The organism is Mesorhizobium sp. M0174 (assembly GCF_040322275.1).
Taxonomy (GTDB): domain Bacteria; phylum Pseudomonadota; class Alphaproteobacteria; order Rhizobiales; family Rhizobiaceae; genus Mesorhizobium.
On the sequence record NZ_JAMYTB010000003.1, the window covers coordinates 129,362 to 156,270 of the forward strand.

Sequence of the window (26,909 nt, forward strand, 5' to 3'; positions counted from 1 at the left end):
GCGGCAACCGCTTCTCGACACGCCGCCGGCATCAAGCTAACTCCGAACAACCGCCTGACGAATGCGCCCTTAGTGAATTGAAACTTATGAAAGCCTTGTCATGAAAGCCGTCGTTTTCGAAAAGTTCGGCGAAACGCCAACGATCCAGACGGTGCCGGATCCGACGCCTTCGCCGGAAGGCGTCGTCATCAAGGTGGAGGCGACTGGCCTCTGCCGCAGCGACTGGCATGGCTGGATGGGCCACGACGACGGCATCCGGCTGCCGCATGTGCCGGGCCACGAACTGGCCGGCGTCGTGGTCTCCGCAGGCAACCAGGTGACCCGCTGGAAGGGCGGCGAGCGCGTCACCGTGCCGTTTGCCGTCGGCTGCGGCCGCTGCTTCGAATGCACGTCGGGCAACCATCAGGTCTGCGAGCACCAGTTCCAGCCCGGCTTCACCGCCTGGGGGTCGTTCGCCGAATATGTCGCCATCGACCATGCCGATACCAATCTCGTGCGCTTGCCCGACGAGATGGAATTCGCCACCGCCGCCAGCCTCGGCTGCCGCTTCGTCACCTCGTTCCGCGCCATCGTCGATCAGGGCCGCGTGACGCCCGGCGAATGGGTGGCCGTACATGGCTGCGGCGGCGTCGGCCTGTCGGCGATCATGATCGCCAGCGCCATGGGCGCCAATGTCGTCGCCATCGACCTCACCGACGAGAAGCTGGACTTTGCCAAAAAGATCGGCGCGGTGGCGACGATCAACGCGGCGAACACGCCGAACGTGGTCAAGGCGGTCAAGCAGATCACCAATGGCGGCGCGCATATGTCGATGGACGCGCTCGGCCACCCGACAACCTCGTTCAATTCGATCGCGAACCTGCGCCGCCGCGGGCGCCACGTGCAGGTCGGCCTGATGCTCGGCGACCATGCCAGGCCGCAGATTCCGATGGACAAGGTGATCGCATTCGAGCTCGAAATCCGCGGCAGCCACGGCATGCAGGCGTTTCGCTACCAGGCGATGATGGAGATGATCCGCACTGGCAAGCTCAAACCCGAACTGCTGGTCGGCAAGAAGATCAGCCTCGAGGAAGCGCCGGCCGCTTTGATGGCGATGGGCGGCTTCGAAGGCATCGGCATCGGCGTGGTGACCAGATTCTAGATCACGCCCCGAGTCTGGATCAACGAAACGACGCGCAGACCTCCCGCACGCAGGCTCGCAGCCAGCGCTGCGCCGGATCGACATCGAGCCGCGGATGCCAGAGCATCGAAATGGTGACCTCCTCGATATCGACCGGCAATGGGAAGCTGTGCATGCCGGCGCGTGCGCCTTGCGTGTGCCGTTCGGGGACGCTGGCGATCAGATCAGAGGCGCGCGCCATGGCGAGCGTGGCCGAGAAGCTGGAAACCATGCACGCAACCGTCCGCTGGAGACCCAGCAGTTTCAAGGCCTCGTCGATCGGGCCCTTTTCGCGGCCACGCCGCGACACGCTGATGTGGCGACCGGCCGCATAACGTTCCGGGCTCACCGGGCCCTCGCTCAGTTTATGTCCCGTTCGCACCACACCGATGAAGCGGTCGCGAAACAGCGCCTGAATGCGCATTTCAGGGCTCGTTTCACTGGCAACCCCGATTTCGAGATCAATCGCCGCGTGGCGCAACGACATGTCGCTCTTGTCGGATTTCGGCGCAAAACGCAGCCGCACACCAGGCGCATCCGCTTCGACACGGGTCACAAGAGGCGGTGCAAACTCTTCGACGAAGCTTTCGTTGGCGCGCAGCGTGAACACCTTGTCGAGAGCGGAGAGGTCGAGGGGCCTGGCCGGGCGCAGCAGCGCTTCCGCATCCTGCACGACGCGGCCCACTTGTTGCTGCAATTCGAGCGCGCGCGGTGTCGCAACCAGGCCGCGGCCAGCCCGAACCAGCAATGGGTCGCCTGTCGCCTGGCGCAACCGCGCCAACGTCCGGCTCATCGCCGAGGGACTGAGGCGCAGCCGCCCGGCGGCGCGCGCGACGCTGCCTTCGCTCAGCAGCACATCAAGGGCGACAAGCAGATTGAGATCGGGCGATGACATGGAAGGACCGTAGCACAGCTCAGCCGTAATGTGGCGTTTCATGCACGAATAAGATGCAAATACTGCGCCTTCCGCCACATCATGTGAGGGAATAGCCTCCGACAGCTCCGATTTGGGGCTGACGGCAAAGGAGTTCACCTTGGCATCGACCGCTGAAAAGACCTGGGACGAAGTTGCCCCGGTGAGCGCCCGCTCGACCCGATGGGCATTGGCAAGCCTGTCGCTTTCAACGCTGCTGTCGTCGCTCGCCACCAGCATCGCCAGCGTCGGGCTGCCATCGCTGATGCAGGCGTTCGGCGCATCGTTCCAGCTCGTGCAATGGGTCGTCCTTGCCTATCTGCTCGCCATCACCACCTTGGTCGTCAGCGCCGGGCGGCTCGCCGATATATTCGGCCGCCGTCCGCTATTGCTCGGCGGCATTGCCCTGTTCACCTTCGCATCCGTGCTTTGCGGGCTTGCCCCGACGCTCTGGCTGCTGATCGCCGCACGGGCGGCACAGGGGCTCGGCGCGGCTGTCATGATGGCTCTTACGCTGGCCTTTGTCGCGGACACGGTTCCCCGGGGAAAAACCGGCAGCGCCATGGGCCTGCTCGGCGCCATGTCGGCGATCGGCACCACGCTTGGCCCTTCGCTTGGCGGATTGCTGATCGCCGGTCTCGGCTGGCGCGCGATCTTCCTCATCAATCTGCCGTTGGGGGCGCTGGCTTTCGCGCTTGCCTGGCGCGTCCTGCCGGCCGGAAAAAAGATGCCAGATCGGCGCGCTTTCGACGGCATAGGCACGGCTTTGCTCGCGCTGACGCTGGCCGCCTATGCGCTCGCCATGACTCTTGGGCGCGGCAGTTTTGGTTCTCTCAATATCGGCTTGCTGATTGCCGCCGCCGTGGCTGGCCTGCTGTTCGTGATTGCGCAGACAAGGGCCGAGAACCCTTTGATCCAACCTGCGAGGCTCCGCGATCAGGCGTTGAACGCAAGCCTCGCCATGAGCCTGATCGTCGCCACCGTGATGATGGCGACGCTGGTGGTCGCGCCGTTCTATCTGTCGCGCACGCTTGGGCTGGACGCAGCCATGGTCGGGCTGGTTCTGTCGACCGGCCCTCTGGTTACCGCATTGGCGGCGCTGCCGGCCGGACGCCTGGTCGATCGTTTCGGGGCGCACCGGATCACGATCGTCGGCCTGTTCGATCTCGCTATTGGTACTTTTGCTCTGTCGCGGGCGGAATTCGGTATTGCCGGCTATATCGTGCCGATCATCATCGTCTGCACCGGCTACAGCCTGTTTCAGACCTCCAACAATTCAGCCGTGATGACCGGCGTGGCATCCGACCAGCGCGGCGTCGTCTCCGGCCTGCTCAATCTCTCGCGCAATCTAGGCCTGATCACCGGTGCGTCGGTGATGGGCGCGGTGTTTGCCTTCGCATCGGCTGGCGGAAGCGAAGGTAGCGGTCAGCAGATATTAGCACCTGCGGCAGCCGCACGAGGGATGCAGGTCACTTTCCAGGTGGCGACGGCCCTGGTAGTGGCGGCGCTGATCCTTGCGACTATTTCTGGTCGCCGCGGCCAGCGCGCTTAGCTGAGCCGCCGGCGACGAACTCCAGCATCAGTTCAGCAGCCTTGAGCGCATGCGTCTCCAGGAGGAAATGTCCTGTGTCGAAGACGTGAGCCTCCATCCGGGGAAGATCCACAAGCCACGATTGAACCTCTGCAATGTCGAAGAAGGCATCGTGGCGACCCCAAAGAAGCATCGCTCGGGGCTGATGCTTCGCCAGATAATCAGCCACCTCCCCGAACCGGTCGACATATCGGCCGTAGTCGGCAATGAGCGCCTTCTGCAGATCAAGTCGTCCCGGCAGGCACATGACCCGCCAGTCTTCAATCCAACCACCTGGATCGATCTGCGCCGCCATCTCGCCGGGCAGGCCGGCGACATACTGGTCGCGGGTTCCCTCGAGGGTCAGATGGGCGGTGGCGGCCTGCTCATTCGCCGCATTCGGCGCAGCCCAGAAGTCCAATGTGTCTGCCCATTGCGGACCAAAACCGGAGCGGTGGGCATTGGCATTCTGGATAACGAGGCCTTCGACGAGTTCCGGCGCGCGCATGGCGAGATGAAGCGCTACCGGGGTTCCGAAATCATGCAGATAAAGAAACCTGCGGCCAACGTTGAGACGCGAGAGCAGCTCTTCAATCGCGCTGGCCAGCATGTCGAACGATGGCTCGGGCGGCAGATCGGACGCGCCGAAGCCCGGCAGGTCAGGCGCCACGACATAGGCGCTGCCGGAGAGCGGCGCGATCACGTCGCGAAACGTCCGCGAAGAGCTAGGAAAGCCGTGCAGCAGCACGAGCGCGGGCTTGGAAGCGTCACCAGCCGTCCGGACGGCCACCTCGCCGCCGGAGGACAAGACTATCTTCTGGACCCCAGGCACCAAAATCGTCCCTTTTTCCTCCACGCCGAGGTGAGGCCACCTCGCGCCTTTGTGCCACTCTGGCCGACTCGGCACCTCGAGACGTCGTTCCGCCAGGTCGGCAGCTCTTGGTATCAATCGGACGCGATTGTATCGAGTCAAGAGTGCGCTGGCGCACCTATTTCGCATATCTCTTGGCACCGACGACGCAAAGCACGATGGCGGCGGTGACGGCGATCATGGCGGGACTGACCTGCTCACGCAGCAGCGCTGCCGCCAGCCCGAGGCCGAAGAAGGGCTGCAGCAGCTGCAACTGCCCGACCGCGGCGATGCCGCCTTGCGCCAGGCCGCGATACCAGAACACGAAACCGATCAGCATGCTGAACAGCGAAACATAGGCCAAGCCAATCCAGGCGCCCCTGCCGGCACTCTCGAGCGACGGCGGCATAGTGATGAACGTCAGCGCCAGCATGAGGGGCAGCGACAGCACCAGTGCCCACGAAATCACCTGCCAACCGCCGAGTTTGCGCGACAGCGCCGCTCCCTCCGCATAGCCCAATCCGCACACGATGATGGCGGCCAGCATCAGGATGTCGCCGAGCGGCGAGACCGACAGGCCTTGCGTGACTGCAAAACCGGCAACGAGGGCGCTGCCGAGGCAGGAGAACAGCCAGAACGCCGGCTTCGGGCGATCGCCGCCTCGAACCACGCCGAAGATCGCGGTCGCCAACGGCAACAGGCCGACGAAAATGATGGAGTGAGCCGACGTGATGTGCTTGAGCGCCAGCGCCGTCAGCAGGGGAAAGCCGACCACGACGCCAAGCGCCACGATCGCCAGCGGGAACAGATCTCGCCGCTCCGGGCGCTTCTGGCGAAAGAGAAGCAGCAGCGCCAGGCCGAGGATGCCCGCCGAAGCCGCACGGGCGACCGTTACGAACACCGGATCGAAATCCATCACCGCCACGCGCGTCGCCGGGAGCGAACCGCTGAAGATCAGCACGCCGATGAACCCGTTGACCCAGCCACTTGCCGCCCAGCTACTCGCCGCCCAACTGCTCGCCGCCCAGCTACTCGCCGCCCAGCTACTCGCCGCCTTGTCCATAGATGCCCCGCTGATTTCGCCCTCTATCGGGCCGAGCGTATGGCTCCGCCAGAGACAATCAGGTACAGTTTGACAAAACTGTCATGGTGGGGCGAGCAGTACGGATGGACGAGCAGACGACAACAGATGAAGGCAGCCGAACGCTTGTCGAAAGCGTCATGGCGACGATCAGGCACAGGATCGCCTCGCGCAGCCTGACACCGGGAATGCGGCTGCCTTCGATCCGGGCTTTCGCCAAGGCCATGCAGGTTTCCAAATCCACCGTGGTCGAAGCCTATGAACGTCTTGCGGCGGAAGGCATGATCCGCTCGCGGCCAGGCTCGGGCTTCTATGCCGCCGGACCGCTGGCTCCGCTGTCGCTGGCCGAGATCGGCCCCAGGCTCGACCGTGCTGTCGACCCGCTCTGGGTCTCGCGCCAATCGCTGGAAGCCGGCGACGGCGTCCTGAAACCGGGTTGCGGCTGGTTGCCGGCGTCATGGATGCCCGAGACCGGATTGCGTCGCGCGCTGCGGACGATGGCCCGCGCCGACGACGCAGCGCTGACCGATTACGGCACGCCGCTCGGGTTGCCGGCGTTGCGACATCTGCTGGCGCGGCGCATGGCCGAGCACGGCATCGAAGCGTCCCCGGAACAGATCATGCTGACGGAATCGGGCACTCAGGCGATCGACCTGCTGTGCCGGTTCCTGCTCGAACCGGGTGACACGGTGTTGGTCGACGATCCGTGCTATTTCAACTTCCATGCCCTGTTGCGCGCCCATCGGGCCAAGGTGATCAGCGTCCCCTACACGCGCTCGGGGCCGGACACCGAACTGTTCGCGCAGGCGCTGAACGAGCACCGGCCGCGCCTCTACATCACCAATTCGGCGCTCCATAATCCGACCGGCGCGATATTGTCCCCGGTCGTTGCCCATCGGGTGCTGAAGCTCGCCGATCAGTCGGGGCTGACGATCGTCGAGGACGATATCTTCGCCGATTTCGAACACACGCCCGCCCCCAGGCTGGCGGCCTTCGACGGCCTCAGCCGGGTCATCCATATCGGAAGCTTTTCCAAGACGCTGTCGGCATCGGTGCGCTGCGGCTTCATCGCCGCTCCTCGCGACTGGATGGAAGGTTTGACCGATCTCAAGATTGCCACATCCTTTGGCAGCGGGCGACTTGCATCCGAACTGGTGCTGATGCTGCTGAAGGAAGGCCTCTATCGCAAGCACGTCGATCTGCTGCGCGCGCGGCTCTCGCGCGCCATGGAAGAAACCGGCACTCGGCTCAGGGCAATCGGCATCGTGCCGTGGATAGATCAGCCGGCCGGCATGTTTTTATGGTGCAGGCTGCCGGAGGGAATAGATGCCGCGGACGTCGCCCGTCACGCTTTGTCGGCCAACGTCGTGCTTGCGCCCGGCAATGCGTTCAGCCTGTCCCGTTCGGCCAGCCGTTACATGCGCTTCAACGTCGCCCAATCGGGAGACGACCGGATTTTCAGGGCGCTTGAAGAGGCGATGTCGCGTTGATTGCGCTGCCGGAAGCCTGCTGGCCTGAGGCTGTGCCCTCAGGCCCCTGCCCGCTTGCGGCGTGCATAAAGCATGACGAGCGTCTCGGCGGTCAGCGCCGGCTTTTGCTCGCCTTCGATCTCGACTGTATTGGCGGCCTTCATCAAATACTGCCCCGGACCTTTGTCTTCCATCGACAACAGCGTGGTGCGCAGCCTGATTCGCGAGCCGACCCTGACTGGCGCTACGAAACGCACTTTGTCGAAACCGTAGTTGAACGCGGCCTGCGTGTTTTCGGGCACGATCCCCATCTCGAGCGCCAGCGCGCCGATGATCGACAGGGTCAGATAGCCATGCGCGATCGTGGTGCGGAACGGGCTTTGCCGCTTCGCCCGTTCGGGATCGACATGGATCCATTGATGATCGCCAGTGCATTCGGCAAACTGGTCGATGCGGTGCTGATCGACCAACGTCCAGTCCGAAACGCCCAACTCCTGCCCGGCCATCGCCCTGAGTTGCTCGAAGGTCGGCGGCGTCCTCGGCCGTATCTGCGTCATTCCTGCTTTCCCGATCGCTTGCCTGTTCCGGACCACGACCGGCCGCCCCTGTCAATTCGCCAGTGCGATTCCAGCCCATAATCTTCGGCCGCGAACCGCCGGTCTTAGCTGCCGGCAAGCGTGCTGCCGGGGAACAGCTTACCCCTTATGATGGCCGGCGCGGATCTCCTCCATCGCCTCGTTGATGCGGCTGCGCAGGATTTCGATCGATTCGGTACCGGACGCCCTCGCCAGTTCGGCCATCTCGCCGGCATTCTTCAGCGCGGTCTCGAAGGATTTCCTGGCGAACGCCGCCTGCTTCTGCATCATTTCCTGCGGATTGCCGGGCGCTCGGTAGTTTTGTGCCATGTCGGTGATTTCGCGCAGCGTGTCCTGCAGCATCTCGCGTTGCCTTGACAACAGCGCCGACGCTCCGGCGGCACTCGCCCGGGCCGACTTCTCCAGCGCTTCCAGGTTCCTGGCGTGGTGGGCAAGGATCGCCTCGACGTCGACATTCGGCAGCTTCAGGTCGCGGCCGAACTTGCCGAACATGTCGATGAAGGACTCAGGCTCCGGTCGTTTTGCCATGCTGGTTCTCTCCCCCTGTTGCCGTGAACGCCGCCACTGCGCCGATGATAGTGCAGCGAAGCTCAGCGGTCCATTCGGACGAGTCAGCCGACGAGAAACAGCCGTTCGGCGATGTAGAGCACGAGCCCGGCGAGGCCACCGATGATCATGCCGTTGAAGCGGATATATTGCAGGTCCTTGCCGATGTTCATTTCTATAAGCCTTGTCAGTTGCGCGAGGTCCCAGCGCTTGACCTGGTCGGCGATGAACTTCGACACGCCGCTTTTCTGGCTTTCGACGAAGGAGGCCAGCGCCACGATGAAGCCCTGGTTCATGTCGGCCCTGATCTGCGCGTCGTCGGCAAGATGGCGGCCGACCTCGACGAACATGGTGGCGAGATGGTCGCGGATCATCGAATTCGGCGCCTTGGCGTCCTGTTCGATGAACAGCCGCAGGCTGTCCCACATATCGCCGGCCAACGCGCTGAGCTCCGGCCGGGCAAGGAAATCGCGCTTCAGCTTTTCGGCGCGCCTGGCATATTGTTTGGATGTCCTCAACCGCTCGACGAAGGTTTCGACGAAAAGGTCGAATTCGGCTCGCATCGGGTGGTGCGGATCGGCCCGCACCTCATCGAGCAGCGAGCCGGCCGACGCAACGATCTTCTTCAACAGATAGGCGTCGGCGCGAAACAGGTTGAACAGCGACGGCAGTTCCTCGCGGATCTTCTCGCGCATCGTCGCCAGCGCCTGCTCGTCGCTCAGGAAGCGGCCGACCACCTTGGTGAACTCGTCGAATAATTTCTGGTGGCGGCGATCGTCGGTCAGCGCCGACAGCAGCTCGGCGGCAAGCGGCGCCAGCGGTACCTTCTCGATCTGCTCCAGCATGCGGCTGGTGACGAATCCGCGCAGCCCGGATTGCTCGACCGCTGCCAGCGTCTGCGGCACCAGCCGGCCAACGAAACGCGACAAATCGGCGGCGCGGTTCGGGTCGGCCAGCCAGTCCGCGACCAGCGCCGAAAAGTCCACCTCGGCGAGCTTTTCGCGCACCGGTTCCGGCGCCAGGAAATTGACCTCGATGAAGCGGCCGAGATTGTCGGCGATGCGGTTCTGGTTTTCCGGGATGATGGCCGTATGCGGGATTGGCAGGCCAAGCGGCCGCCGAAACAGCGCCACCACCGCATACCAGTCGGCCAGCCCGCCGATCGTCGCCGCCTCGGCGAAAGCGGCGACGAAGCCCAGCCACGCATGCCGGCTCTCGAGCGATTTCGCCACCGCAAAGACCAGCACGCAAAACGCAAGTGCTGCGGCGGCAACGAACTTGGTGCGCCTGAGCGCCGAAAGCTTGGCATCGGCATCGAACCGGGCGGACGCGACAGATGCAAATGCCGGGGCTGGTCGAGACATGATGGGCCGCTCCTGATCGTGTATGCGAACTTATCTAGTGCCGCCTGCCCCGGAAAGCGCGCCGCTGGTTTCAGCGCGCGCAATCGTGCACGCAAACTTGAGGCCGAAATTCATCTATTATGCAGCGCCAGTCTGGAATTGTTCCAAACTATAGGCCATATTGACGCCAACCACTGCTATGTGAGGACACGATGCGGCTTACCCGTCAGACAAACTACGCCATGCGCATTCTGATGTATTGCGCCGCCAACACCGAACGGTTGAGCCGCATCCCCGAGATCGCCGCCGCCTATTCGGTATCGGAACTTTTCCTGTTCAAGATCCTGCAGCCGCTGGTCGAGCACGGGCTGATCGAAACGGTGCGCGGCAGGAATGGCGGCGTCAGGCTCGGCCGTGCGGCCGAATCAATCAGCCTGTTCGATGTCGTGCGGGTGACTGAGGAAAGCTTTGCCATGGCCGAGTGCTTCGAGAACGATGCCGCCGAATGCCCGCTGGTCGACAGCTGCGCCTTGAATTCGGCATTGCGCGAAGCGCTCAACGCCTTCTTCGCGGTACTGTCGCGCTACACGATCGCCGATCTGGTGGCGGCGCGCCCGAATGTGCGGCACCTGCTCGGCATCGACATGCTGGTGCAAAGGGCGCCGGCCGCTTGAGTTCTCTGATTGCCTAAGCCGCCGATTGCGGCAGTACGAACGGCATGTTTGCCGCCGGCAACACGCCGACCTTCAGCCGGCAATCGAAGACCTTTTCGATCAGCTCGTCGCTGAGCACCTGTTGCGGCGAACCTTTAGCGGCAAGCCTGCCGTGATGCATGACCAAAATCCGGTCGGCATACATCGCCGTCAAATTGAGGTCGTGCAGGATGGCGACCACGCCGCCGCCGCGTCTGGCGAAATCGCGAGCGATGTCCATGATGATTAGCTGGTGCTTGATGTCGAGGCTGGACACCGGCTCGTCGAGGAACAGATAGCGCGGCTTGCCGTCGAGCACCGGCGCCCAGACCTGGCACAGAACGCGGGCAAGCTGCACGCGCTGCTGTTCGCCGCCGGATAGCTCCTGGTAGAAGCGGCCGGCAAAACCCTCGAGGTCGACGCGAGCCAGCGCCCGTTCGGGCAGGCGCTGGTCCTCGCCGGGCAAGGCGCCGGAGCGCCCGCCGACCAGGCCTAGCCTGACGATCTCGCGCACGGTGAACGGGAAGGACAGCGTCGTCGCCTGCGGCAGCACTGCACGGACCGTCGCCGCCTCGACCGGCTTCATCGCCGATAGATTGCGGCCGTTGACGGTGACCTCTCCCGAATAGCCAAGATCGCCGGACATTGCTCTGAGGAAGGTCGTCTTGCCCGAACCGTTGGGGCCGACAATGGCCGCGATTTCGCCCGGCCGCGCCTCGAAATCGACATTGGCGACAATGCGCTTGCCGCCGATCGCCACCGAGACATCGCGCGCTTCGATCATAAAAACCCTCTTAGAGACTGTTTCGAAATTCGCTCTGGCGAGTCATATGGTGGTGGTTTCGAGAACCGGAGCGGAGCGGACATTTGGGTCCGTGAGCACCGGAAGCGCAGAAAAACGCCATCAGATGGCCGCCAGAGTAGAGTTTCCAAACAGTCTCTCACAGGTCGATGACGCCGCGCTTACGCAGCAGTATCCACAGGAAGAACGGTGCGCCGGCGACCGCGGTGACGATGCCGATCGGCAATTCGGCCGGGGCGACGATGGTGCGGGCGACGGCGTCGGCCAAAAGCAGCAGCGCCGCACCAAGCAGTGCCGATGCAGGCAGCAGATAGCGGTTGTCCGGGCCAATCAGCAAACGCAGCAAATGCGGTACGACGATACCGACGAAGCCGATGCCGCCGCTGACCGCGACGGAGGCGCCGACCGCTGCCGAGACGCCGATGATGGCGGTGTATTTCAGCCGCTGCACCGGGATGCCGAGATGGCCGGCGGTGGCCTCGCCAAGCGCCAGCGCGTTGAGGCCGCGCGCCAGGAACGGCATTGCCGCCAGCGCCAGCACGATGACCGGCCCGACCGAGCCGATCTTCTGCCAGGTTGCGCCGCCCAGCGAACCGAGCTGCCAGAAGGTCAGGTCGCGCAATTGCCGGTCGTCGGCCATGAAGATCAGGATGCCGGTCAGCGCCATGGCAAGCGCCGCCAGCGCGATGCCGGCGAGCAGCATGGTGGCGACCGAGGTCCGGCCTTGTCGTGTCGCGACCCGATAGAGCAGCAATGTCGTCGCCAGCCCGCCGCAGAACGCAGCCAGCGGCAGAGCCAGCGTGCCGAGCGCCGAAGTTAGCGGCGCCAGCATGGTCGAACCAAGCACGATGACGGCGACCGCACCGAGGCTCGATCCAGCCGAAACGCCGATCAGGCCGGGGTCGGCCAGCGGATTGCGGAACAACCCCTGCATGACGGCACCGGAGACGGCAAGCGATGCACCGATCAGCACGCCCAGAATGATGCGCGGCAGACGGATGTCATGGATGATCAGGCGGTCGCGGGCGCTCAACGCCGCGTCGCCGGGCAACGCGCCGAACAGCCAGTTGTGCATGACACCGATGGCCGAGGCATCGGACGCGCCGGAGGTCAGCGACAACAGCACGGCGATAACCAGCCCGACGCAGAGTAGCACGATGACGAGGCAGGCACGCCGCGAACGGTCACCTGCCGTCGCCATGATGCCCGTCGCACCGGCGATCGAATGATCGGCCATCGCGCTCAATCCGCGACCTGGCTGCCATAGAGCGAGACGGCGAGATCATGGATGGCGTCGGCCGTGCGCGGGCCGAAGCCGAGCAGATAGCCGCCGTCCATGCGGATCAGCTTGCGGGCGGCACCCGCCGGCGTCGAAGCCACGGCAGGGTTCGAAAACAATTCGTCATCCGCGGTGGCCGGCCCGGCATTGTTCATCATCAGGATCACGTCGGGCCTGGCGGTGATGACTGCCTCGTCCGACAATTGCTTGTAGCCGGCAAAGCCATCGATGGCGTTGATGCCGCCCGACAGCTTGATGATGCCGTCGGCGGCGGTGTCGCTGCCGGCGGCAAGCAGCCTGCCGCCCTGGATCGACAGCACGAACAGGATGCGCTTGCGCTCCTTGATCGAGGCGGTCTGCTTTTCAGCTGCCTTCAGCTTGGCGTCTGTCTGGGCCGCCAGCGCATCGGCCTTGGCCTCGGTGCCGAGCGCCTTGCCGACGATGTGGATCTTTTCGAGAATGCCTTGATTATCATAGCGCTCGGGCACCTCGATGAACGGTATGCTTGATTTCTTCAAGACGTCGACGGCTTCCTTCGGTCCGCTGCCGTGCAGGGCCAATATGCCCGACGGATTGACCGACAGCACACCCTCCGGCGAAAGCTGGCGCATGTAGCCGACATCAGGCAGCTTGAGCGCCGCCTCGGGGTAACGGCTGGTCGAATCGCGGGCAACCAGCCGATCCTGCTCGCCGAGCGCGTAGACGATCTCGGTGATCGAGCCACCAATAGCCACGATCCTCGAGCGACCGGCGAAAGTCGCGATGCCCTCGGCGGCTTGAGCCGTCATCAGCGTGGCGAATGCCAAGAAAACGGCGGCCGCAGGACCAAGCGCCGGCCTGGAGACCGATGCCAGCCTGGAGACAAGAACCATCGTCGTTTTTCCTCAGGCTGCGGTCGGGCTTGGGATACGCGGCAGGTTTTCGGCCAGAAAGCGCCAGTCTTCGCGCTCGCTTTCGCCTTCGTGCCGCTTCCCGAAGAACTGGATGATCATCTTGCCGTCGGCGCCATAGACTTCCAGCGACGTGACATGGCCGTCCTTGGTCGGCTTGCGCACGGCCCAGACCTCATCGATGTGGTCGGTCCGCAGGTGCAGATGGAAGGTCTCGTCGAGCACGTTGAGCCATGGTCCCATCGGCTTGATCGAGGCGACGGGGCCGGAATGGATCTGGATGCAGCCGCGATTGCCGACAAAGCACATGATCGGAATGGCGCCGGCAGCGGCGTGGTTGAACATGGCGTTCACTACATCCTTGTCCACCAGCCAGGCGTAGTCCTGGCCGACCATGCGCACCGCCTGTCGGCGGTTGATCTTCAGTGTCTTCAGCATGCCGAAGAACTGGTGCACGTCGGTCAACTGGCTCCAGCGGTTGCGCAGATCGTCGACGCTCGCCGAATTGTCCGCAGTCTCGGTCTCGTCAGCCGTGCCCGCTGAAATCGCCACCGTCGGCTCCTGGTTCGGCGATTCCAGCCCGGCCACCAGTTTCTGATAGGCGTAGAGGTTGGAGGCTGGCCTGAGATGCACCTTGTGTACCGCCTCGCCTGCGGTGTCGAAGAACTGCAGGCTGCGGCGGATGTCGGCGCCATCGCGCTTTTCCACGGCAAAGCCGTGCGCCCAGACTTTCGGGAAGATGCGCAGGTCGATGTTTTCGCCGAGCACCATGGCATTGTGATTGCCGGTGACGACCTTGTCGTAGACGCCAATCTTCTCGTGCACCGCGCTTTCGTTGCGGGTCAGCGCCATCACCTCACCGACAGCTTCGAGGCCAGTCAAGAGGTCGTTGACACGCGGCTCGACGCGCACGACCCCGTCGCCGCAATGCGCGGCGACCAGTTCGGCCTCCGAAATCCTCAGCTGGGCGGCGAGCTCACGCTCGCGCATCTTCGGATTGTCTGCCCGTGCCCGCCGGATCTCGTGCGGGGCGGGTTTTACGCGCTGGTCCATTTCTACCACCTACTTGTTGAGGATGAGCTTGCCCTGCCGGGTGATCTTCAGCCGATACAGCGCACCATGATGCTCGATGCCGATCTCGTGCTCACCCTGGAACAGCGTGTTGCTGGACAGCGTTCTCACGGCCGATTGGACCCGGTCGAAACGGATGGAATTTTCGTCGGAACGGCGGACGCGATAGCGAAAGTCGCTGGGATTGTGCGTGTTCATTGGTTCGATCCCTTTCCTGTGCCGGGCATCTGGCTCGGCGCCTGCGTGAATGCCGATTCAATTCTTGACTTGAATGGTCATGTTATCTAGCAGTGCAATACCGGAGTAAATTAGTCAACATAAGGCGCCGGACGCGATGAAAAATGCCAGCGAGCCCCAAGCCAGCCAGCATCGAACATGGATTCTTGGAGTTGCAGCATGGGGTTGGCGAATTGGGGACGGCCGGCGGGCAGCGGCCTGGCACACTGGTCGACGGCAAGAAAAATGGGTTCTATGGCAAGCAAAATGGCCGCGTTGCTGGCCGGCGCGGCGGCGATCCCGCTGCTCGCCACACCGGCCGGCGCCCAGCAGGCCGCCCAACCGGCAACCGGCCAGCAACGGACTGACCCGTCACAACAGCCCGAACAGGCAAAGCCGGCTCCGACGGGTACCACGCTGCTCGACAAGATCCTGATCCTCAGCCGCACCGGCGAGACGGCGATCGAATCGCTTGCGTCAGCCAGCCATGTCGACGAGGAACAGCTCGAGCGCCGCATGGCGACGACGCCCAACGAAATGCTGTTCGGTGTGCCGGGTGTCGCCGTCCAGGCCGACGCAAGGCGTGTCAGCTCCAGCATCAACATCCGCGGCCTGCAGGATTTCGGCCGCGTCTCCGTCATCGTCGACGGCGCCCGTCAGAATTTCCAGCGCTCGGATCATGGCACGCAATCGACCTTCTACATCGATCCCGAATTAATCAAATCCGTTGACGTGATCCGCGGCCCGGTCGCCAACACCTATGGCTCCGGGGCGATCGGCGGCGTCGTTTTTTTTGACACCAAGGATGCGCAGGATTTCCTCAGGTCGGACGAGACCTGGGCAGCAGCAGCGACCGGGCGCTACGAAACCAACGGCGAAGGCTGGACCACCAGCGCCAGCGGTGCCTATCGGATCAACGAGAATTGGGACGTGCTCGGCAACATCGTCTACCGCGATTATGACGACTACAGGCATGGCGGCGGCGACACTGTAGCGGGCACCGGCTTCGATGTCTTGAGCGGGCTGCTCAAGACGACCATCCGCCCCAGCGACAACAGCGAGCTGAAGCTCGGCTGGATCGGCTCGAACGACGGATGGACCGAAACCAGCGGCAGTGCGCCGGTGAACGACGCCGACCTGAAGGCGAATACCTTCACGGCCCGCTACAACATCACCGACGAAGACAAGAGCTGGCTCGATCTCCACATCAACGCGTCTTACAACAAGACCAAGCTCGATCTGACGACCCTTGTCGCGCAAAACCGGTTTGATCCGGTCACCGGTCTTCCGATCATCCTGCCAGCGGGTTCGATGTCGACATTCGATATCGGAACTTCCGGCATCGACATCTGGAACACGTCGAGATTCGAGACCGTTGGAATCGCGCATGAGCTGTCCTATGGCGGCGACTGGGTCGGCGACGATGTCGAGACAGGCGGCGCGGCGGGCGGCGACAGTTTCTACACGCCTTCGGGCGATAGAAACGTCTCCGGCGCTTACGTTCAGGACAAGCTCACCTGGCACTGGCTCGAGGTCATCGCCGGGCTGCGTTACGACAGCTACAAGCTCGACAGCGATGTCGGCGAAACCTCTGGCAACCGGCTGTCGCCACGCATCACAGTGGGCGTTTCGCCCTTCGAAACCGCCGGCCTTTCCGGGCTGCAATTCTACGGCACCTATGCGGAAGGCTACCGTTCTCCGTCGCTGTCGGAGACGCTGATCAGCGGCAATCATCCGTCAGGCGTCAGCTTCCCGTTTCTCCCCAATCCGAATTTGAAGCCTGAAATCGGCAAGACGGTGGAGTTTGGCGTCAATTACAGCACCAATGGCGTCATCGAGGCTGATGACGCGCTGCGGCTGAAGGCGGCCTATTTCAACAACAACGTCGATGACTACATCGACGGCGTGACGTTGTCGCCGTTCGACCCGACCAGCGGCTGCCCATTCGGTCCGGACATCCCGATCTGCTTCCAGTACCAGAATTTCGCCAAGGCCAGGATTCACGGCTTCGAGATGGAGGGCGTCTATGACGCAGCCTGGGGTTTTGCCGGGCTGTCGGCGTCGGTCACCGACGGCCACACCATCTCCTATGAAGGCGAACGGGCGGACCTTGTCACGGTCCCCTCCTCCCAGGTCACCGGGCAACTCGGGTTTCGCTTCCTCGAGGACAGGCTGACCATCGGCGGCGAGGTGCAATACAACGGCAAGCCGCAGGGCAACGCGGTGGCCAAGGACTATACGCTGGTCAATGCCTTCGCCAGCTACCAGGCGACCGACAATTTCAAGGTCGATTTTCGCGCCGACAATCTGTTCGACGTCAAATACGTCAACCCGCTGAACGCATCGACGACGAGCGTCGTCTACGAGCCCGGCGTCACCCTGAAGCTGGCGGCGACCATGAGGTTTGGAGGCTGACGACAATGACAGGCATGACGGCATCCCTTCGTCTGTTCGCCGCGGTGCTGGCAATATCGCTTGCGGCGGCTCCGGCATGGACACAGCAGCCAGCGCCGGCGCTGAACCTAGAACTGAACGGCGCGCAACCATCCGACAAGGGCTGCCGCCTGACCTTCGTGGTCACCAACAATCTCGGTGCCGATCTGTCCAAGGCGGCATTCGAGATCGCGCTGTTTAACGAAGTCGGTGTCGTCGATCGGCTGACCGTGCTCGATTTCAAGGAGCTGCCGGCAGGCAAGACCAAGGTGACGCGTTTCGACCTTGCCGGCACCGATTGCGGCAAGCTCAGCCGCGTGTTGATCAACAGCGCCACGGAATGCGCCGGCGCCGAGCCGAATGCCTGCATGCGCGGGCTGAACACGCAGACCAGGACCGGCATCGCCTTCGGGGTCTGAATTTTGGGACTGGAACCCGCCTTCGCACGAAACGCCGTGGCGTGGCCGCTAGCCGGTTTCCTGGCGCCGGAGCCGGACGATCCGGATTTCGCCATCCCGCGCGAGGCGCTGCGTGTTTCGCTGCGCGACAGACCGGAAGACAGTTATATCGTCGATGCCGACGGCAACTTGCCTACGGTGCCTGTGGAGCCAATGCGGCAGGCACGACAGAAGCAGCGGCGCCGCAACTGGACAGTGGCGATCGCCTGCTCTTGCGCACTCCACGCAGCCGTGGCGCTGGCTTTTCTCACGCTGCCGGACGACCGGCCAAGGATCGAAGGTGCCGACCAGCAAGGCGAAATGCTGCTCGGCGCCGACCCGCAGCAGGCAGCCGGCGATGCCGCAGACGACCCGGAAGTGGCCAACGTAACGATGGTGACCATGCTCGACGCCAAGCCCGTCGAAACGGTCGAGGCACAGGCGACCGCGGCGGAGGAGACGCTCCAGCCGGTCACTGACGCGGCCGAAGCTTCCGGAACAGAAGTGGTCGAGCCGGTCAGCGAGGCCGCCACGGAAGCTGCTGCGCCTGCCGATCGCACCGATCCCGCACCTGCCCAACCCGTCCACCCTGCCCGCCAGGACCCATCGCCCGACATTCTTACGACCCACAGGCTGGTGCCTGCCGACGACAATGCCGTGCCGCCGCCAGTCAGCGCAGCCGAAACGGCCGAGCCGGCCGAGACAAACGCGCCGGCACCAGCCGACCCGGCGCCAGCCGAAACAGTTCAGACGACCGAGACTGTCGGCGCGGCGGAAGAACCGAAGCCGGACAGGCCGAAGCCCAGGCAGGCCGAGCCGAAGAAGAAGGCAACCGCGCAGAAAAAGCCGGCCGGGAAAGCCGAACCAGATGAGCCTGAAAAGCCGATCGCGCGCGACAAGGCGAGCAAGGCACTTGCCAAGGCCGACACCAAGAAGGGAAAGACCGGTTCCGGCGGCCGCGACGAAACGGATGTCGCGCGCGGCGCGGCCGACGGCAAGAAGGACGGCAAGATCCTGACCGCCAGCAGGGGCGGCAAATCAGGCGTCGGCAATGCGACCGTCACCAACTATCCCGGCAAGATCAGGTCTAAGCTGGTGCGGGCGTTCAATTCGACACGCACGCGCGCCACCGGCACGGCTACCGTCGCCTTTACCGTCGCATCGAATGGCAGCGTCCGGTCGGCCAGGCTGACGGGCAGTTCGGGTGTTGCCGCGCTGGACAAAGCCGCACTCGACGCAGTCCGCCGGGCTTCTCCGTTTCCTCCCATTCCGGAAGGAGCCGGTCGCTCGGCTTGGCAGTTCGAGGTGCCGCTCGGTATCAGGTAACTATCGCTCTCAGCCACCAAAGCCGGCGCCGCCCCTCAACCCGCTGCCGGGACCTTCTCCCGTAAAGAACGGGAAGAAGGGGCGTGGACGCAACGCTGGGCGACCCCTCTCCCCGTTCTTCAGGGGAGAGAGTAAGGGTGAGGGGAAACCTGAAGCGATTTACACGGCCCGCGATACGCGAACCCTGGCGAAACCCTACGCAGCGGCCAGCAGGCTGGCATTGCCGCCCGCTGCCGTGGTGTCGACGCAGACGGCGCGCTCGTGCGCATAGGCGGCCGGATAATAGACTTCGCTGACCAGCGGCACGATCGGGCCGGCGCGCTCGGCGATGACCTTGCGCACGATGCGCGCGGCCTCGGGCGTGCCGGAAAAGGCCACGACATCGACCCGCAGCGAGCGCGCTTCGACCGGGTCCGGCCGGCCGTCGATCGCCGCCAGCGGCAGGCCCTTGCCGGTCAGCGCTGATAGCGCCGCCGGCGCGCCGGGCGCGACGGCGAGCACCGCGTTGCCGGCGGCCAGCGCCTGGATCGTCTGAGCAAGCAGCGTATCCGCGTCGGGACCGAGGCACAGCACGCGCCCGCGCGGCGACAGCGACAGCGTGTTGGCCTCGCCGGTCGGCCCGGGCAGGTCGACCTGGCCGAAATCGATGGCGGCGGCAGCGCCGATGGCCGCGGCACCCTTACCGCGTAGATGTTTCCTCAGGATGGCAACGCGATCCGGACGCGTCGACCAGCCGCCAAACGCCGGGTCCGGCAGATTGTCGGCGAGCTCGGTCGCCGTCACCTTGCGGCCTTCGGCAAGATGGGTGCCGGCCTCCGGCCCCTTGCGGAAGCGCCGGAGATAATGCGGGCCGCCAGCCTTCGGCCCGGTGCCGGAAAGCCCCTCGCCGCCAAACGGCTGCGCGCCGACGACGGCGCCGATCTGGTTGCGGTTGACGTAGATGTTGCCGGCATTGATGCCGTCGACGAAATGCTGGGCGCGGCCTTCGATGCGGGTGTGCAGGCCGAAGGTCAGGCCATAGCCCTTGCGGTTGATCGCCGCGATCACCGCATCGATCTCGTCGGCATCGAAGGTGGCGACATGCAGCACCGGCCCGAACACCTCGCGCTCCAGCTCCTCGATGCCCTTGACCCGAAAGACGTGCGGCGCAACGAAGCGGCCATCCTTCGGTGCTTCGAGTTTGGCGATCAGCCGGCCCTGCAGGCCCATTTTGGTGCAGTAGTCGCGGATCGACGCTTGCGCCTCGTCGTCGATGACCGGGCCGACATCGGTCGATACCCGCCAGGGGTCGCCGAGGCTGAGCGCTTCCATCGCGCCTTTCAGCATCTCCAGCATCTTCTTCTCGACGTCCTTCTGCACGTAGAGAATGCGCAATGCCGAGCAGCGCTGGCCGGCACTCTGGAAGGCGGAGGCCAGGATGTCGCGCACCGCCTGTTCGGGCAGCGCAGTGGAATCGACGATCATGGCGTTCAGGCCGCCGGTCTCGGCGATCAGCATGGCATCGGGCGCAGCGGTCTCGGCGAGTTGCTTTTCGATCAGCTTGGCGACCTCCGTCGAGCCGGTGAAGCAGACGCCGGCAATGCGCGGGTCAGCGGTCAGCGGGCCGCCGACCGAGGGGCCGTCGCCGGGCAGAAGCTGGATGACGCCTTCCGGCACGCCGGCCTCGCGCAGCAGCTGGACGGCGCGAAAAGCGATCAGCGGCGTCTGTTCGGCAGGCTTGGCGATAACGGAATTACCGGTGACGAGTGCTGCCGCAATCTGTCCGGTGAAGATGGCGAGCGGAAAATTCCACGGCGAGATGCAGGCGATGGCGCCGCGCGCCTCGGTTCCCGCCTCGGCATTTCCGGCCTCGGCCGCATAATAGCGCAGGAAATCGACCGCCTCGCGCACCTCGGCAACGCCGTCGGCGAGCGACTTGCCGGCCTCGCGGGCGGCGAGTGCAAAGAACTCGACGGCGTTCGCTTCGTAGAGATCGGCCGCCCGGTTGAGGATGGCGGCGCGCTCGGCAACCGGGCGTCTTGCCCACGCCGGTTGTGCCTCGACGGCGATGCGCACGGCGGTCTCGACCTGCTTGGCGCCGGCCTCGCTGACCGTGCCGACCACTTCCGAAGGTTTTGCCGGATTGACGACCGGACGCTGCTTGCCGTAGCCGGCAGCGCGGCTGACCGGCTTGGCGTGCCAGCGCTCCGGCCCGGCGAACTCGGCCCTCGCCTTGTCGATCGCAGCCAGCGTCAGCGTGTCGGTGATATCGAAACCCTTGGAGTTGCGCCGGCCGGGACCGAAGATCGCCGACGGCGGCACGATCGCCGGATTGGCGGCGGGGCCTTGTTTCTCCACCGTCTCGAGTGGGTCGCGGGCAATGTCCTCGGGCTCGACCTCCTCGTCGGTGAGCTGGTGGACAAAGGAGGAATTGGCGCCGTTCTCCAGCAGCCGGCGGACCAGATAGGCAAGCAGGTCGGAATGGGCGCCGACCGGCGCATAGATGCGGCAGCGCGTGCCTTCGGCTTTGCGCACCGTCTCGTGCAGAGCTTCGCCCATGCCGTGCAGCCGCTGGAATTCGAATGTATCGCGGTCCGTCGTCATCGACAGGATGGCGGCGACGGTGTGGGCGTTGTGGGTGGCGAATTGCGGATAGATGCGATCGGTCATCGCCAACAGCTTCTTCGCGCAAGCCAGGTAGGAGACGTCGGTGTTAGCCTTGCGGGTAAAGACCGGATAGCCGTCGAGCCCGAGCGTCTGCGCCCGCTTTATTTCGGTGTCCCAATAGGCGCCCTTGACCAGCCGCACCATGATGCTGCGGTCATATTTCCTCGCCAGTTCGTAGAGCCAGTCGATAACGAACGCGGCGCGTGGGCCATAGGCCTGCACGACGACGCCAAAACCGTTCCAGCCGGCAAGCTCCGGCTCGGCCAGCACCCGCTCGATGACGTCCAGCGACAAATCGAGGCGGTCGGCTTCCTCGGCGTCGATGTTGAGGCCCATGCGCGAGTGGCGCGCCGCCAGCGCCAGCGAGAACAGCCGCTCGGCCATGACGGGCAGCATCTTTTCCTTCTGCGTGACTTCATAGCGCGGATGCAGCGCCGACAGTTTGACCGAGATGCCGTGGTTCTGGCGGATGTCGGGGCCGTTGGCGCCGGCATCGAGCGACGAGATGGCGTCGGCATAGGCCTTGAGATAGCGCAAGGCATCGGCCTCGGTGCGGGCCGCCTCGCCCAGCATGTCGAACGAATAGAGATAGCCCTTCTGCGTCATCGGCCGGCCGCGCCTGACCGCCTCGGCAATGGTGCGGCCGAGCACGAACTGCTCGCCCATCTCGCGCATCGCCGCCGCCACCGCCTTGCGGATGACCGGCTCGCCCAACCGGCGCACCATGGCGCGCAGCGTGCCTTCGATGCCGCCCTCGCCTTCGTCGAGCACGCGGCCGGTCAGCATCAGCGCCCAGGTAGACGCGTTGATGAAGATCGAGCTCGAGCCGCCCGCATGCGCCGACCAGTCGTGCGGCGCGATCTTGTCGGCGATGAGATCGTCCATCGTCTCGGTGTCGGGCACCCGCAGCAGCGCCTCGGCCAGGCACATCAGCGCCACGCCCTCCTTGGTCGAGAGGCCGTAGGCGGACAGGAAGACTTCCATCAGCCGCGGATCGGACGAGCCGCGCACTGCCCGCACCAGATCGGCGGCGCGGGCCGAGATCGCCTTTCGGTCTTTCCCCGAAAGCCCCGTCGCCTCGGCCAGCCGCTTCACAGCCTCGTCTTCGTCAGGCAGGTAATTGGCACGGATCTGCTGGCGGATGGCATCGAGCGCTGGCATGACGGTCCTGTAGAGCAAGCATCAGGGAGCGGGCCGGCGGTCGCCGGACCGAATGGCGCAAAGCTAGCACAAAGCCCGATCGCAGTCGGTCCAAAGAAATCGACAGCGCAGGTCGATTGATCTATCATGGCGGCTGATGCCCGCCATTTTGACCAGAATTTCAATGACAGAAGACCAATTGGACCGCATTGACAGGAACATCCTGTCGGCGCTGGGCAGCAACGGCCGGCTTTCCATGTCGGAACTCGCGGCAAAAGTCGGCCTGTCGAAGACGCCGGTGCAGGCGCGGGTCAAGCGGCTGGAAAAGGATGGCTTTATCAGGGGCTACCAGGCGATCATCGATCGCGAGCGCATGGGCGAAGGTCATGTCGCCTTCGTGCAGGTGAAACTTTCCGACACCCGCTCGGCCGCGCTCGACGCCTTCAACCGCGCCGTGCAGGCGGTGCCGGAAATCGAGCAGTGCCACATGATGGCGTCGAGCTTCGACTATCTGCTGAAGGTCCGCACCACCGACATCGCCGCCTACCGCCGCGTGCTCGGCGAGCGCATCTCCGCCCTGCCGCACGTTGCCCAGACCTCGACGTTTGTCGCGATGGAGACAGTGAAGGATCGGTAGGAGAGCGCTGTTGCGGTAATGTTGGCGGAGTGAAGGACTTAGAAAGCCGATCGCTACAGAGCGGGCTGAGCCACCCTCACTCCGCCAGTGTCTTCAAAAACGCCACCAGCGCCGCGCGCTCGCGGTCCGAAAGCTGCAGCGGGTGGACCTCTGACACACCCTCGACACTTGCCGGCGCCTTCGAATAATGCGCCACCACCTCGTCCAGCGAGGAAAACTGCCCGGCATGCATGTAGGGCGGACGGGTGGCGGCACCGCGCAGCGACGGCGTCTTGTAGGCGCGGACGAGTTCCGGCCCGGTCTTGACCATGAAGCGCAGTTCGCGGCAGGCGCTGGCATCGCCGTCGCGAAAGGCGCCGAAACAGTTGAACGGATCGGCCTCGACCTGCGCCACCGCGTCGACGCGCCCGCGATCCGGCGGCAGGCCCGCGACCGGCGGCACGCCGGTGTTGTGGAAGCTGCCGTCGGTAAAACGCGGGCCATTGTGGCAGGTCACGCAATTGGCCTTGCCGATGAACAGCTTTAGGCCGAGGATTTCCTCCGGCGAAAAGGCGGCGTCGCCTTTCGGCTCGGCGCCCGCAGCCAGGTCGATGGCAAAGCGGTCGAAGCGTGTCTGCGGCGGCGCGATCGAGCTCTCGAAGGCGGCGATCGCCTTGCCGATGTTGGCAAAGACGCGGTTGACCTCCTCGGCTTGGCTGGCGGGCATGGCGTTCCAGGCCGCCTTCTCGGCATCGGTGCCGAGCGGGCCGGCATTGGCCGGCACGCCCGAAAGGTCCGGCAGCGGCCCGAAGATGCGCTCGTAGCGCTCGCCGAAGCGGGCCTTGATGTAATGCGCGAAGGCGGCGCGGCTGCCGGCCTGCTCCAGCGGATTTTCGAGCGGTGTCAGCGCTTGCGCCCACAGGCTGTCGCGCCGCCCGTCCCAGAAGAACCAGGGATCATGCACGACGCCGGCCAGCGGCATGGTACGACGGTTGGTGCGGCCGACGCCGACCGCTTGCGGCAGGTCGTCCTGGAACTGCCGGTCGATCTTGTGGCAGGTCGAGCACGATACCGTGCCGTCGCCGCTCATCCCGGTGTCGAAAAACAGCGTCGAGCCGAGTGCCGCGGCGGCCGGCACATCGGCGAAGCGATTGGTGGTATCGGGCTTCAGCGGCGGCAGCTTGGATAGCGCCAGCGAGGCGATGGTCTGCTTTTCGGCATCGGAAAACTCCGGTCTGCCGCAGCCGGCAAGTACGGCCACCACCGCCAACGCGAGAAGACTGGGAAACCGGCTCATCAGTGGCTCACAGCACCACATTGAAGACGACAGTGTCCGAACCGGCCGCAGCGGAAATGGCAAAATGCAATTGCCACCACCCGCTCATCGTGAATTTCACGCCGTCGATGCGATAGCGCCCCGCGCCGAGGTAATCGGTCGCCTGCGGGCTGGTCGGCAGACCGTGCTTGTGCTGCGGCATGCCGCCGGAAATCGTTATCGCAGCACCTTCCACCGGCGCACCCTCGACGGTTTTGAGCGTCAGCAGCCAGGATTCCAGTTCGCCCTGCCGGATGACGCCTTTCTCGGGCTCGAAAGTCGCCGCGAACAGCTTGTTCGCCGTCGTCTTGGAACGGCCGACATCCGAGCTTGGTTGCGGCGCATGCGGCGCCGTCAGATAGACGATTGCCAGCACGCCGGCGAGCAAGGCAGCCAGGCCGAGGCCCCCAAGAAGATAACGCCATAACGATGCCAAACCCATTCCTGTTCTGCGGATAACGTTTCGCTGGGCAGATCGCGTCCCACGCCCCTGTGGGAAATCGCGCCCAGTGTAAGAATCCGCCGTCGCCAAGCATGGCGCTGCCGGCCGCAAAAAGCTACAGCACCGCAATTGCAGGATGGAGGAGTGCTTCATGGCAGGAAACGGCATCGCCTCGATTGGCGAGTGCATGCTCGAGCTTTCGGGCCAGGCCGGGCCGAACTGGCGCATGGGCTTTGCCGGCGACACGTTCAACACTTTATGGGCGCTGCATGCCTTGAGCGGCGAGCGGCCGGCGACCTACGTGTCGGCCTTCGGCGACGACCCGTTCTCGCGCGACCAGATCAAGTTCCTGGCCGAAAACGGCATCGGCATCGGCGCCAGCCCGGTGATAGCGGGCGCCCGCCCCGGCCTCTATGCGATCACCCTGACCGGCGCCGAACGTTCTTTCACCTATTGGCGGGCCGATGCGGCCGCAAGGCAGTTGGCTTCGAACCCAGCCGCATTGCAGAAAAGCCTTGAAAACCAGGCGCTTGTCTATTTTTCCGGAATCACTTTGGCAATTCTCGACGAGGCTCCACGCAAGGTACTGCTGACGGCCGTGGCCACAGCGCGCGCGGCCGGCTCGCTGATCGCCTTTGATCCCAATTACCGGCCGAGGCTGTGGCGCCAAAGCGAGGAAGCGCAGGCCGCCATCCTCGAGGCGCTCGCCGTCGCCGACATCGCGCTACCGACCTTTCCCGACGAGCAGATGCTGTTTGGTGATACAACACCGCAGAAAACAGCTGAACGGCTGCGAAAGCTGGTCGGCGAAGTCGTCGTCAAGAACGGCGAGGAACCGGCGCTGATCGCGCAAAACGGAACCTCGCAATCGGTGCCGGCGGTACACGTCGCCACCCCGGTCGACACCACCGGCGCCGGCGACTCCTTCAACGGCGCCTACCTCGCCGCTCGCCTTGCCAGCCATGCCCCGGCAGAGGCGGTGCTGCGCGCCCATCGCGTCGCCGCCGCCGTCGTGCAGGTGCGCGGCGCCCTGGCGCCGTTCGAGACGCTCAAGGCTGCGTTCGAGGCAACTGCTATCTGACCTTGATGACGACCTTGCCCTTGGCGCGTCCTGTTTCGACATAGGCCAGGGCGTCATTGGTCGCTTCGAATGGAAAGACCCGATCCACAACCGGGCGGATCGCGCCGGCTTCGATGAGAGCGGTGATTTTGCTCAGCTGATCGCCCTGCGCCCACATGAACAGGAACGAAAACTGCACGCCGCGGCGCTTGGCTTTGGCCCGAATTCCGCGACTCAGGAAGCGCAGCACCAGCCTCAGCATCAAGTTCAGTCCCTTTTCCCTGGCAAATTCGGCATCCGGTGGACCGGAGATGGAGATGAGCTTGCCACCCGGTTTCAGCACCCTCAGGGATTTTTCCAGTGTCTTGGCGTCCTGGCTGTTCAAGACGACATCGTAGCCCGACAGAACTTTCTCGAAGTCGCCTTTCCTGTAGTCGACAACGACATCGGCGCCGAGACTTTTGACCAGATCGGCACTTGCCGCGCTCGCGGTTGTCGCAACGGTCGCGCCGAGGTGCTTGGCCAACTGAATAGCAAATGTCCCGACGCCGCCGGAACCAGCCTGAATGAAGACCTTCTGTCCCTTCTTCAGGTTTGCCCGTTCGATGAGCGTCTGCCAGGCGGTGAGACCGACCAGGGGAATCGACGCCGCCTCTTCCATACTGAGATTCTCGGGCTTCAACGCTACGTCGGCCTCATTCACGGCAATGAATTCGGCGAATGTCCCAATCCGGCCGTCGCGCGGCCGCGCATAGACCTCGTCGCCGGCCTGGAACTTGCTGACTTGCGATCCTACGCGGATAACCTTCCCAGCCACGTCGTGGCCCAGGATGAAGGGCCGGCGGTAGGGCAGGATGAGCTTGAATTCTCCGGTTTTGACCTTGGAATCGAGCAGGTTCACCCCTGCGGCATGGACCTCGACCAAGACATCGCTGTCCTGGAGCTCCGGCTCCGGCATTTCGGCCAGCCGCAGGGCGCCCTTTTCATTATACTTATCGACAACGAATGCCTTCATGG

The 26,909-nt window shown here is 64.3% G+C and carries 24 protein-coding genes; 9 read left to right on the forward strand and 15 right to left on the reverse strand.

The window, feature by feature from the left end; all coding sequences use genetic code 11:
• Positions 1-100 precede the first annotated feature (100 nt).
• Positions 101-1,141, forward strand: coding sequence for a zinc-dependent alcohol dehydrogenase family protein (locus NKJ13_RS07060; RefSeq protein WP_352737173.1), 1,041 nt, complete (start codon positions 101-103; stop codon positions 1,139-1,141).
• Between the two features lie 19 nt (positions 1,142-1,160).
• Here NKJ13_RS07060 and NKJ13_RS07065 read toward each other — a convergent pair whose 3' ends face one another.
• On the reverse strand, positions 1,161-2,054 hold the full coding sequence (locus NKJ13_RS07065) for a LysR family transcriptional regulator (protein ID WP_352737174.1): 894 nt from the start codon (positions 2,052-2,054) through the stop codon (positions 1,161-1,163).
• 139 nt (positions 2,055-2,193) lie between these two features.
• Here NKJ13_RS07065 and NKJ13_RS07070 point away from each other — a divergent pair, with 139 nt between their 5' ends.
• A complete protein-coding gene (locus tag NKJ13_RS07070; RefSeq protein ID WP_502901889.1) occupies positions 2,194-3,624 on the forward strand; it encodes an MFS transporter in 1,431 nt (476 codons plus the stop codon).
• On the opposite strand, the gene NKJ13_RS07075 is transcribed toward NKJ13_RS07070, so the two are convergent.
• Positions 3,593-4,450 carry an alpha/beta fold hydrolase gene (locus NKJ13_RS07075; protein ID WP_352777464.1) on the reverse strand — a complete coding sequence of 286 codons (858 nt, stop codon included), beginning with the start codon at positions 4,448-4,450 and terminating at the stop codon, positions 3,593-3,595. The genes NKJ13_RS07070 and NKJ13_RS07075 overlap by 32 nt on opposite strands.
• A 181-nt stretch (positions 4,451-4,631) precedes the next feature.
• Positions 4,632-5,555 (reverse strand): DMT family transporter, encoded by a 924-nt coding sequence (locus NKJ13_RS07080; protein ID WP_352737176.1) that lies wholly within the window; start codon positions 5,553-5,555, stop codon positions 4,632-4,634.
• Between the two features lie 104 nt (positions 5,556-5,659).
• Between NKJ13_RS07080 and NKJ13_RS07085 the strand changes: the two genes are divergently transcribed.
• A complete protein-coding gene (locus tag NKJ13_RS07085; RefSeq protein WP_352737177.1) occupies positions 5,660-7,063 on the forward strand; it encodes an aminotransferase-like domain-containing protein in 1,404 nt (467 codons plus the stop codon).
• 38 nt (positions 7,064-7,101) lie between these two features.
• Here the strand turns inward: NKJ13_RS07085 and NKJ13_RS07090 are convergent, their stop codons facing one another.
• The 3 genes from NKJ13_RS07090 to NKJ13_RS07100 form a co-directional block, all read right to left on the reverse strand.
• Positions 7,102-7,599 (reverse strand): MaoC family dehydratase, encoded by a 498-nt coding sequence (locus NKJ13_RS07090; protein ID WP_254818237.1) that lies wholly within the window; start codon positions 7,597-7,599, stop codon positions 7,102-7,104.
• Positions 7,600-7,737: 138 nt separating this feature from the next.
• On the reverse strand, positions 7,738-8,166 hold the full coding sequence (locus NKJ13_RS07095) for a phasin family protein (protein ID WP_352737178.1): 429 nt from the start codon (positions 8,164-8,166) through the stop codon (positions 7,738-7,740).
• A gap of 83 nt (positions 8,167-8,249) precedes the next feature.
• On the reverse strand, positions 8,250-9,548 hold the full coding sequence (locus tag NKJ13_RS07100) for a DUF445 domain-containing protein (RefSeq protein WP_352477666.1): 1,299 nt from the start codon (positions 9,546-9,548) through the stop codon (positions 8,250-8,252).
• 191 nt (positions 9,549-9,739) lie between these two features.
• On the opposite strand from NKJ13_RS07100, the gene rirA reads away from it, so the two are divergent.
• Entirely contained in the window at positions 9,740-10,201 is a 462-nt protein-coding gene (gene rirA, locus NKJ13_RS07105) for an iron-responsive transcriptional regulator RirA (protein WP_352477664.1), read from the forward strand.
• A 13-nt stretch (positions 10,202-10,214) separates the two neighbouring features.
• Here the strand turns inward: rirA and NKJ13_RS07110 are convergent, their stop codons facing one another.
• From NKJ13_RS07110 to hemP, 5 genes are all read right to left on the reverse strand, one after another.
• The gene (locus tag NKJ13_RS07110; RefSeq protein WP_352505796.1) at positions 10,215-11,003 is read right to left on the reverse strand and encodes a heme ABC transporter ATP-binding protein; all 789 of its coding nucleotides are present in this window, start codon (positions 11,001-11,003) and stop codon (positions 10,215-10,217) included.
• A gap of 157 nt (positions 11,004-11,160) precedes the next feature.
• On the reverse strand, positions 11,161-12,258 hold the full coding sequence (locus NKJ13_RS07115; protein ID WP_352505795.1) for a FecCD family ABC transporter permease: 1,098 nt from the start codon (positions 12,256-12,258) through the stop codon (positions 11,161-11,163).
• A 5-nt stretch (positions 12,259-12,263) separates the two neighbouring features.
• Positions 12,264-13,172, reverse strand: coding sequence for a heme/hemin ABC transporter substrate-binding protein (locus NKJ13_RS07120; RefSeq protein ID WP_352505794.1), 909 nt, complete (start codon positions 13,170-13,172; stop codon positions 12,264-12,266).
• 12 nt (positions 13,173-13,184) lie between these two features.
• Entirely contained in the window at positions 13,185-14,243 is a 1,059-nt protein-coding gene (locus NKJ13_RS07125; RefSeq protein WP_352688203.1) for a hemin-degrading factor, read from the reverse strand.
• Between the two features lie 9 nt (positions 14,244-14,252).
• Positions 14,253-14,459 (reverse strand): hemin uptake protein HemP, encoded by a 207-nt coding sequence (gene hemP / locus NKJ13_RS07130; RefSeq protein WP_352477658.1) that lies wholly within the window; start codon positions 14,457-14,459, stop codon positions 14,253-14,255.
• A 285-nt stretch (positions 14,460-14,744) separates the two neighbouring features.
• Here hemP and NKJ13_RS07135 point away from each other — a divergent pair, with 285 nt between their 5' ends.
• From NKJ13_RS07135 to NKJ13_RS07145, 3 genes are read left to right on the forward strand one after another with little or no spacing between them, the layout of a single operon-like run.
• Positions 14,745-16,892: a TonB-dependent hemoglobin/transferrin/lactoferrin family receptor gene (locus NKJ13_RS07135; protein ID WP_352737179.1), complete on the forward strand. Its 2,148-nt coding sequence runs from the start codon at positions 14,745-14,747 to the stop codon at positions 16,890-16,892.
• 5 nt (positions 16,893-16,897) lie between these two features.
• The gene (locus NKJ13_RS07140) at positions 16,898-17,329 is read left to right on the forward strand and encodes a hypothetical protein (protein ID WP_352505792.1); all 432 of its coding nucleotides are present in this window, start codon (positions 16,898-16,900) and stop codon (positions 17,327-17,329) included.
• A 36-nt stretch (positions 17,330-17,365) separates the two neighbouring features.
• On the forward strand, positions 17,366-18,673 hold the full coding sequence (locus NKJ13_RS07145; RefSeq protein WP_352777466.1) for an energy transducer TonB family protein: 1,308 nt from the start codon (positions 17,366-17,368) through the stop codon (positions 18,671-18,673).
• Positions 18,674-18,868: 195 nt separating this feature from the next.
• On the opposite strand, the gene putA is transcribed toward NKJ13_RS07145, so the two are convergent.
• Entirely contained in the window at positions 18,869-22,480 is a 3,612-nt protein-coding gene (putA, locus tag NKJ13_RS07150) for a bifunctional proline dehydrogenase/L-glutamate gamma-semialdehyde dehydrogenase PutA (RefSeq protein ID WP_352505790.1), read from the reverse strand.
• Positions 22,481-22,643: 163 nt separating this feature from the next.
• Here putA and NKJ13_RS07155 point away from each other — a divergent pair, with 163 nt between their 5' ends.
• A complete protein-coding gene (locus NKJ13_RS07155; protein ID WP_023676441.1) occupies positions 22,644-23,096 on the forward strand; it encodes an Lrp/AsnC family transcriptional regulator in 453 nt (150 codons plus the stop codon).
• A gap of 76 nt (positions 23,097-23,172) precedes the next feature.
• Here NKJ13_RS07155 and NKJ13_RS07160 read toward each other — a convergent pair whose 3' ends face one another.
• Both NKJ13_RS07160 and NKJ13_RS07165 read right to left on the reverse strand, forming a co-directional pair.
• Positions 23,173-24,372, reverse strand: coding sequence for a cytochrome-c peroxidase (locus NKJ13_RS07160; RefSeq protein ID WP_352505789.1), 1,200 nt, complete (start codon positions 24,370-24,372; stop codon positions 23,173-23,175).
• A gap of 7 nt (positions 24,373-24,379) precedes the next feature.
• Positions 24,380-24,826: a FixH family protein gene (locus NKJ13_RS07165; RefSeq protein WP_352451991.1), complete on the reverse strand. Its 447-nt coding sequence runs from the start codon at positions 24,824-24,826 to the stop codon at positions 24,380-24,382.
• 157 nt (positions 24,827-24,983) lie between these two features.
• Between NKJ13_RS07165 and NKJ13_RS07170 the strand changes: the two genes are divergently transcribed.
• Positions 24,984-25,913, forward strand: a complete 930-nt coding sequence (locus tag NKJ13_RS07170; protein WP_352737182.1) for a sugar kinase — start codon at positions 24,984-24,986, stop codon at positions 25,911-25,913.
• On the opposite strand, the gene NKJ13_RS07175 is transcribed toward NKJ13_RS07170, so the two are convergent.
• Entirely contained in the window at positions 25,906-26,907 is a 1,002-nt protein-coding gene (locus NKJ13_RS07175; RefSeq protein ID WP_352737183.1) for an NADP-dependent oxidoreductase, read from the reverse strand. The two genes, NKJ13_RS07170 and NKJ13_RS07175, sit on opposite strands and share 8 nt — an antisense overlap.
• Positions 26,908-26,909: the final 2 nt, after the last annotated feature.

Coding starts and splice junctions, on each gene's coding strand:
- NKJ13_RS07060 (WP_352737173.1), top strand. CDS start 101: ATGAAAGCCGTCGTTTTCGAAAAGTTCGGCGAAACGCCAACGATCCAG.
- NKJ13_RS07065 (WP_352737174.1), bottom strand. CDS start 2,054: ATGTCATCGCCCGATCTCAATCTGCTTGTCGCCCTTGATGTGCTGCTG.
- NKJ13_RS07080 (WP_352737176.1), bottom strand. CDS start 5,555: ATGGACAAGGCGGCGAGTAGCTGGGCGGCGAGTAGCTGGGCGGCGAGC.
- NKJ13_RS07085 (WP_352737177.1), top strand. CDS start 5,660: ATGGACGAGCAGACGACAACAGATGAAGGCAGCCGAACGCTTGTCGAA.
- NKJ13_RS07090 (WP_254818237.1), bottom strand. CDS start 7,599: ATGACGCAGATACGGCCGAGGACGCCGCCGACCTTCGAGCAACTCAGG.
- NKJ13_RS07095 (WP_352737178.1), bottom strand. CDS start 8,166: ATGGCAAAACGACCGGAGCCTGAGTCCTTCATCGACATGTTCGGCAAG.
- NKJ13_RS07100 (WP_352477666.1), bottom strand. CDS start 9,548: ATGTCTCGACCAGCCCCGGCATTTGCATCTGTCGCGTCCGCCCGGTTC.
- rirA (WP_352477664.1), top strand. CDS start 9,740: ATGCGGCTTACCCGTCAGACAAACTACGCCATGCGCATTCTGATGTAT.
- NKJ13_RS07110 (WP_352505796.1), bottom strand. CDS start 11,003: ATGATCGAAGCGCGCGATGTCTCGGTGGCGATCGGCGGCAAGCGCATT.
- NKJ13_RS07115 (WP_352505795.1), bottom strand. CDS start 12,258: ATGGCCGATCATTCGATCGCCGGTGCGACGGGCATCATGGCGACGGCA.
- NKJ13_RS07120 (WP_352505794.1), bottom strand. CDS start 13,172: ATGGTTCTTGTCTCCAGGCTGGCATCGGTCTCCAGGCCGGCGCTTGGT.
- NKJ13_RS07125 (WP_352688203.1), bottom strand. CDS start 14,243: ATGGACCAGCGCGTAAAACCCGCCCCGCACGAGATCCGGCGGGCACGG.
- hemP (WP_352477658.1), bottom strand. CDS start 14,459: ATGAACACGCACAATCCCAGCGACTTTCGCTATCGCGTCCGCCGTTCC.
- NKJ13_RS07135 (WP_352737179.1), top strand. CDS start 14,745: ATGGCCGCGTTGCTGGCCGGCGCGGCGGCGATCCCGCTGCTCGCCACA.
- NKJ13_RS07140 (WP_352505792.1), top strand. CDS start 16,898: ATGACAGGCATGACGGCATCCCTTCGTCTGTTCGCCGCGGTGCTGGCA.
- putA (WP_352505790.1), bottom strand. CDS start 22,480: ATGCCAGCGCTCGATGCCATCCGCCAGCAGATCCGTGCCAATTACCTG.
- NKJ13_RS07155 (WP_023676441.1), top strand. CDS start 22,644: ATGACAGAAGACCAATTGGACCGCATTGACAGGAACATCCTGTCGGCG.
- NKJ13_RS07160 (WP_352505789.1), bottom strand. CDS start 24,372: ATGAGCCGGTTTCCCAGTCTTCTCGCGTTGGCGGTGGTGGCCGTACTT.
- NKJ13_RS07170 (WP_352737182.1), top strand. CDS start 24,984: ATGGCAGGAAACGGCATCGCCTCGATTGGCGAGTGCATGCTCGAGCTT.
- NKJ13_RS07175 (WP_352737183.1), bottom strand. CDS start 26,907: ATGAAGGCATTCGTTGTCGATAAGTATAATGAAAAGGGCGCCCTGCGG.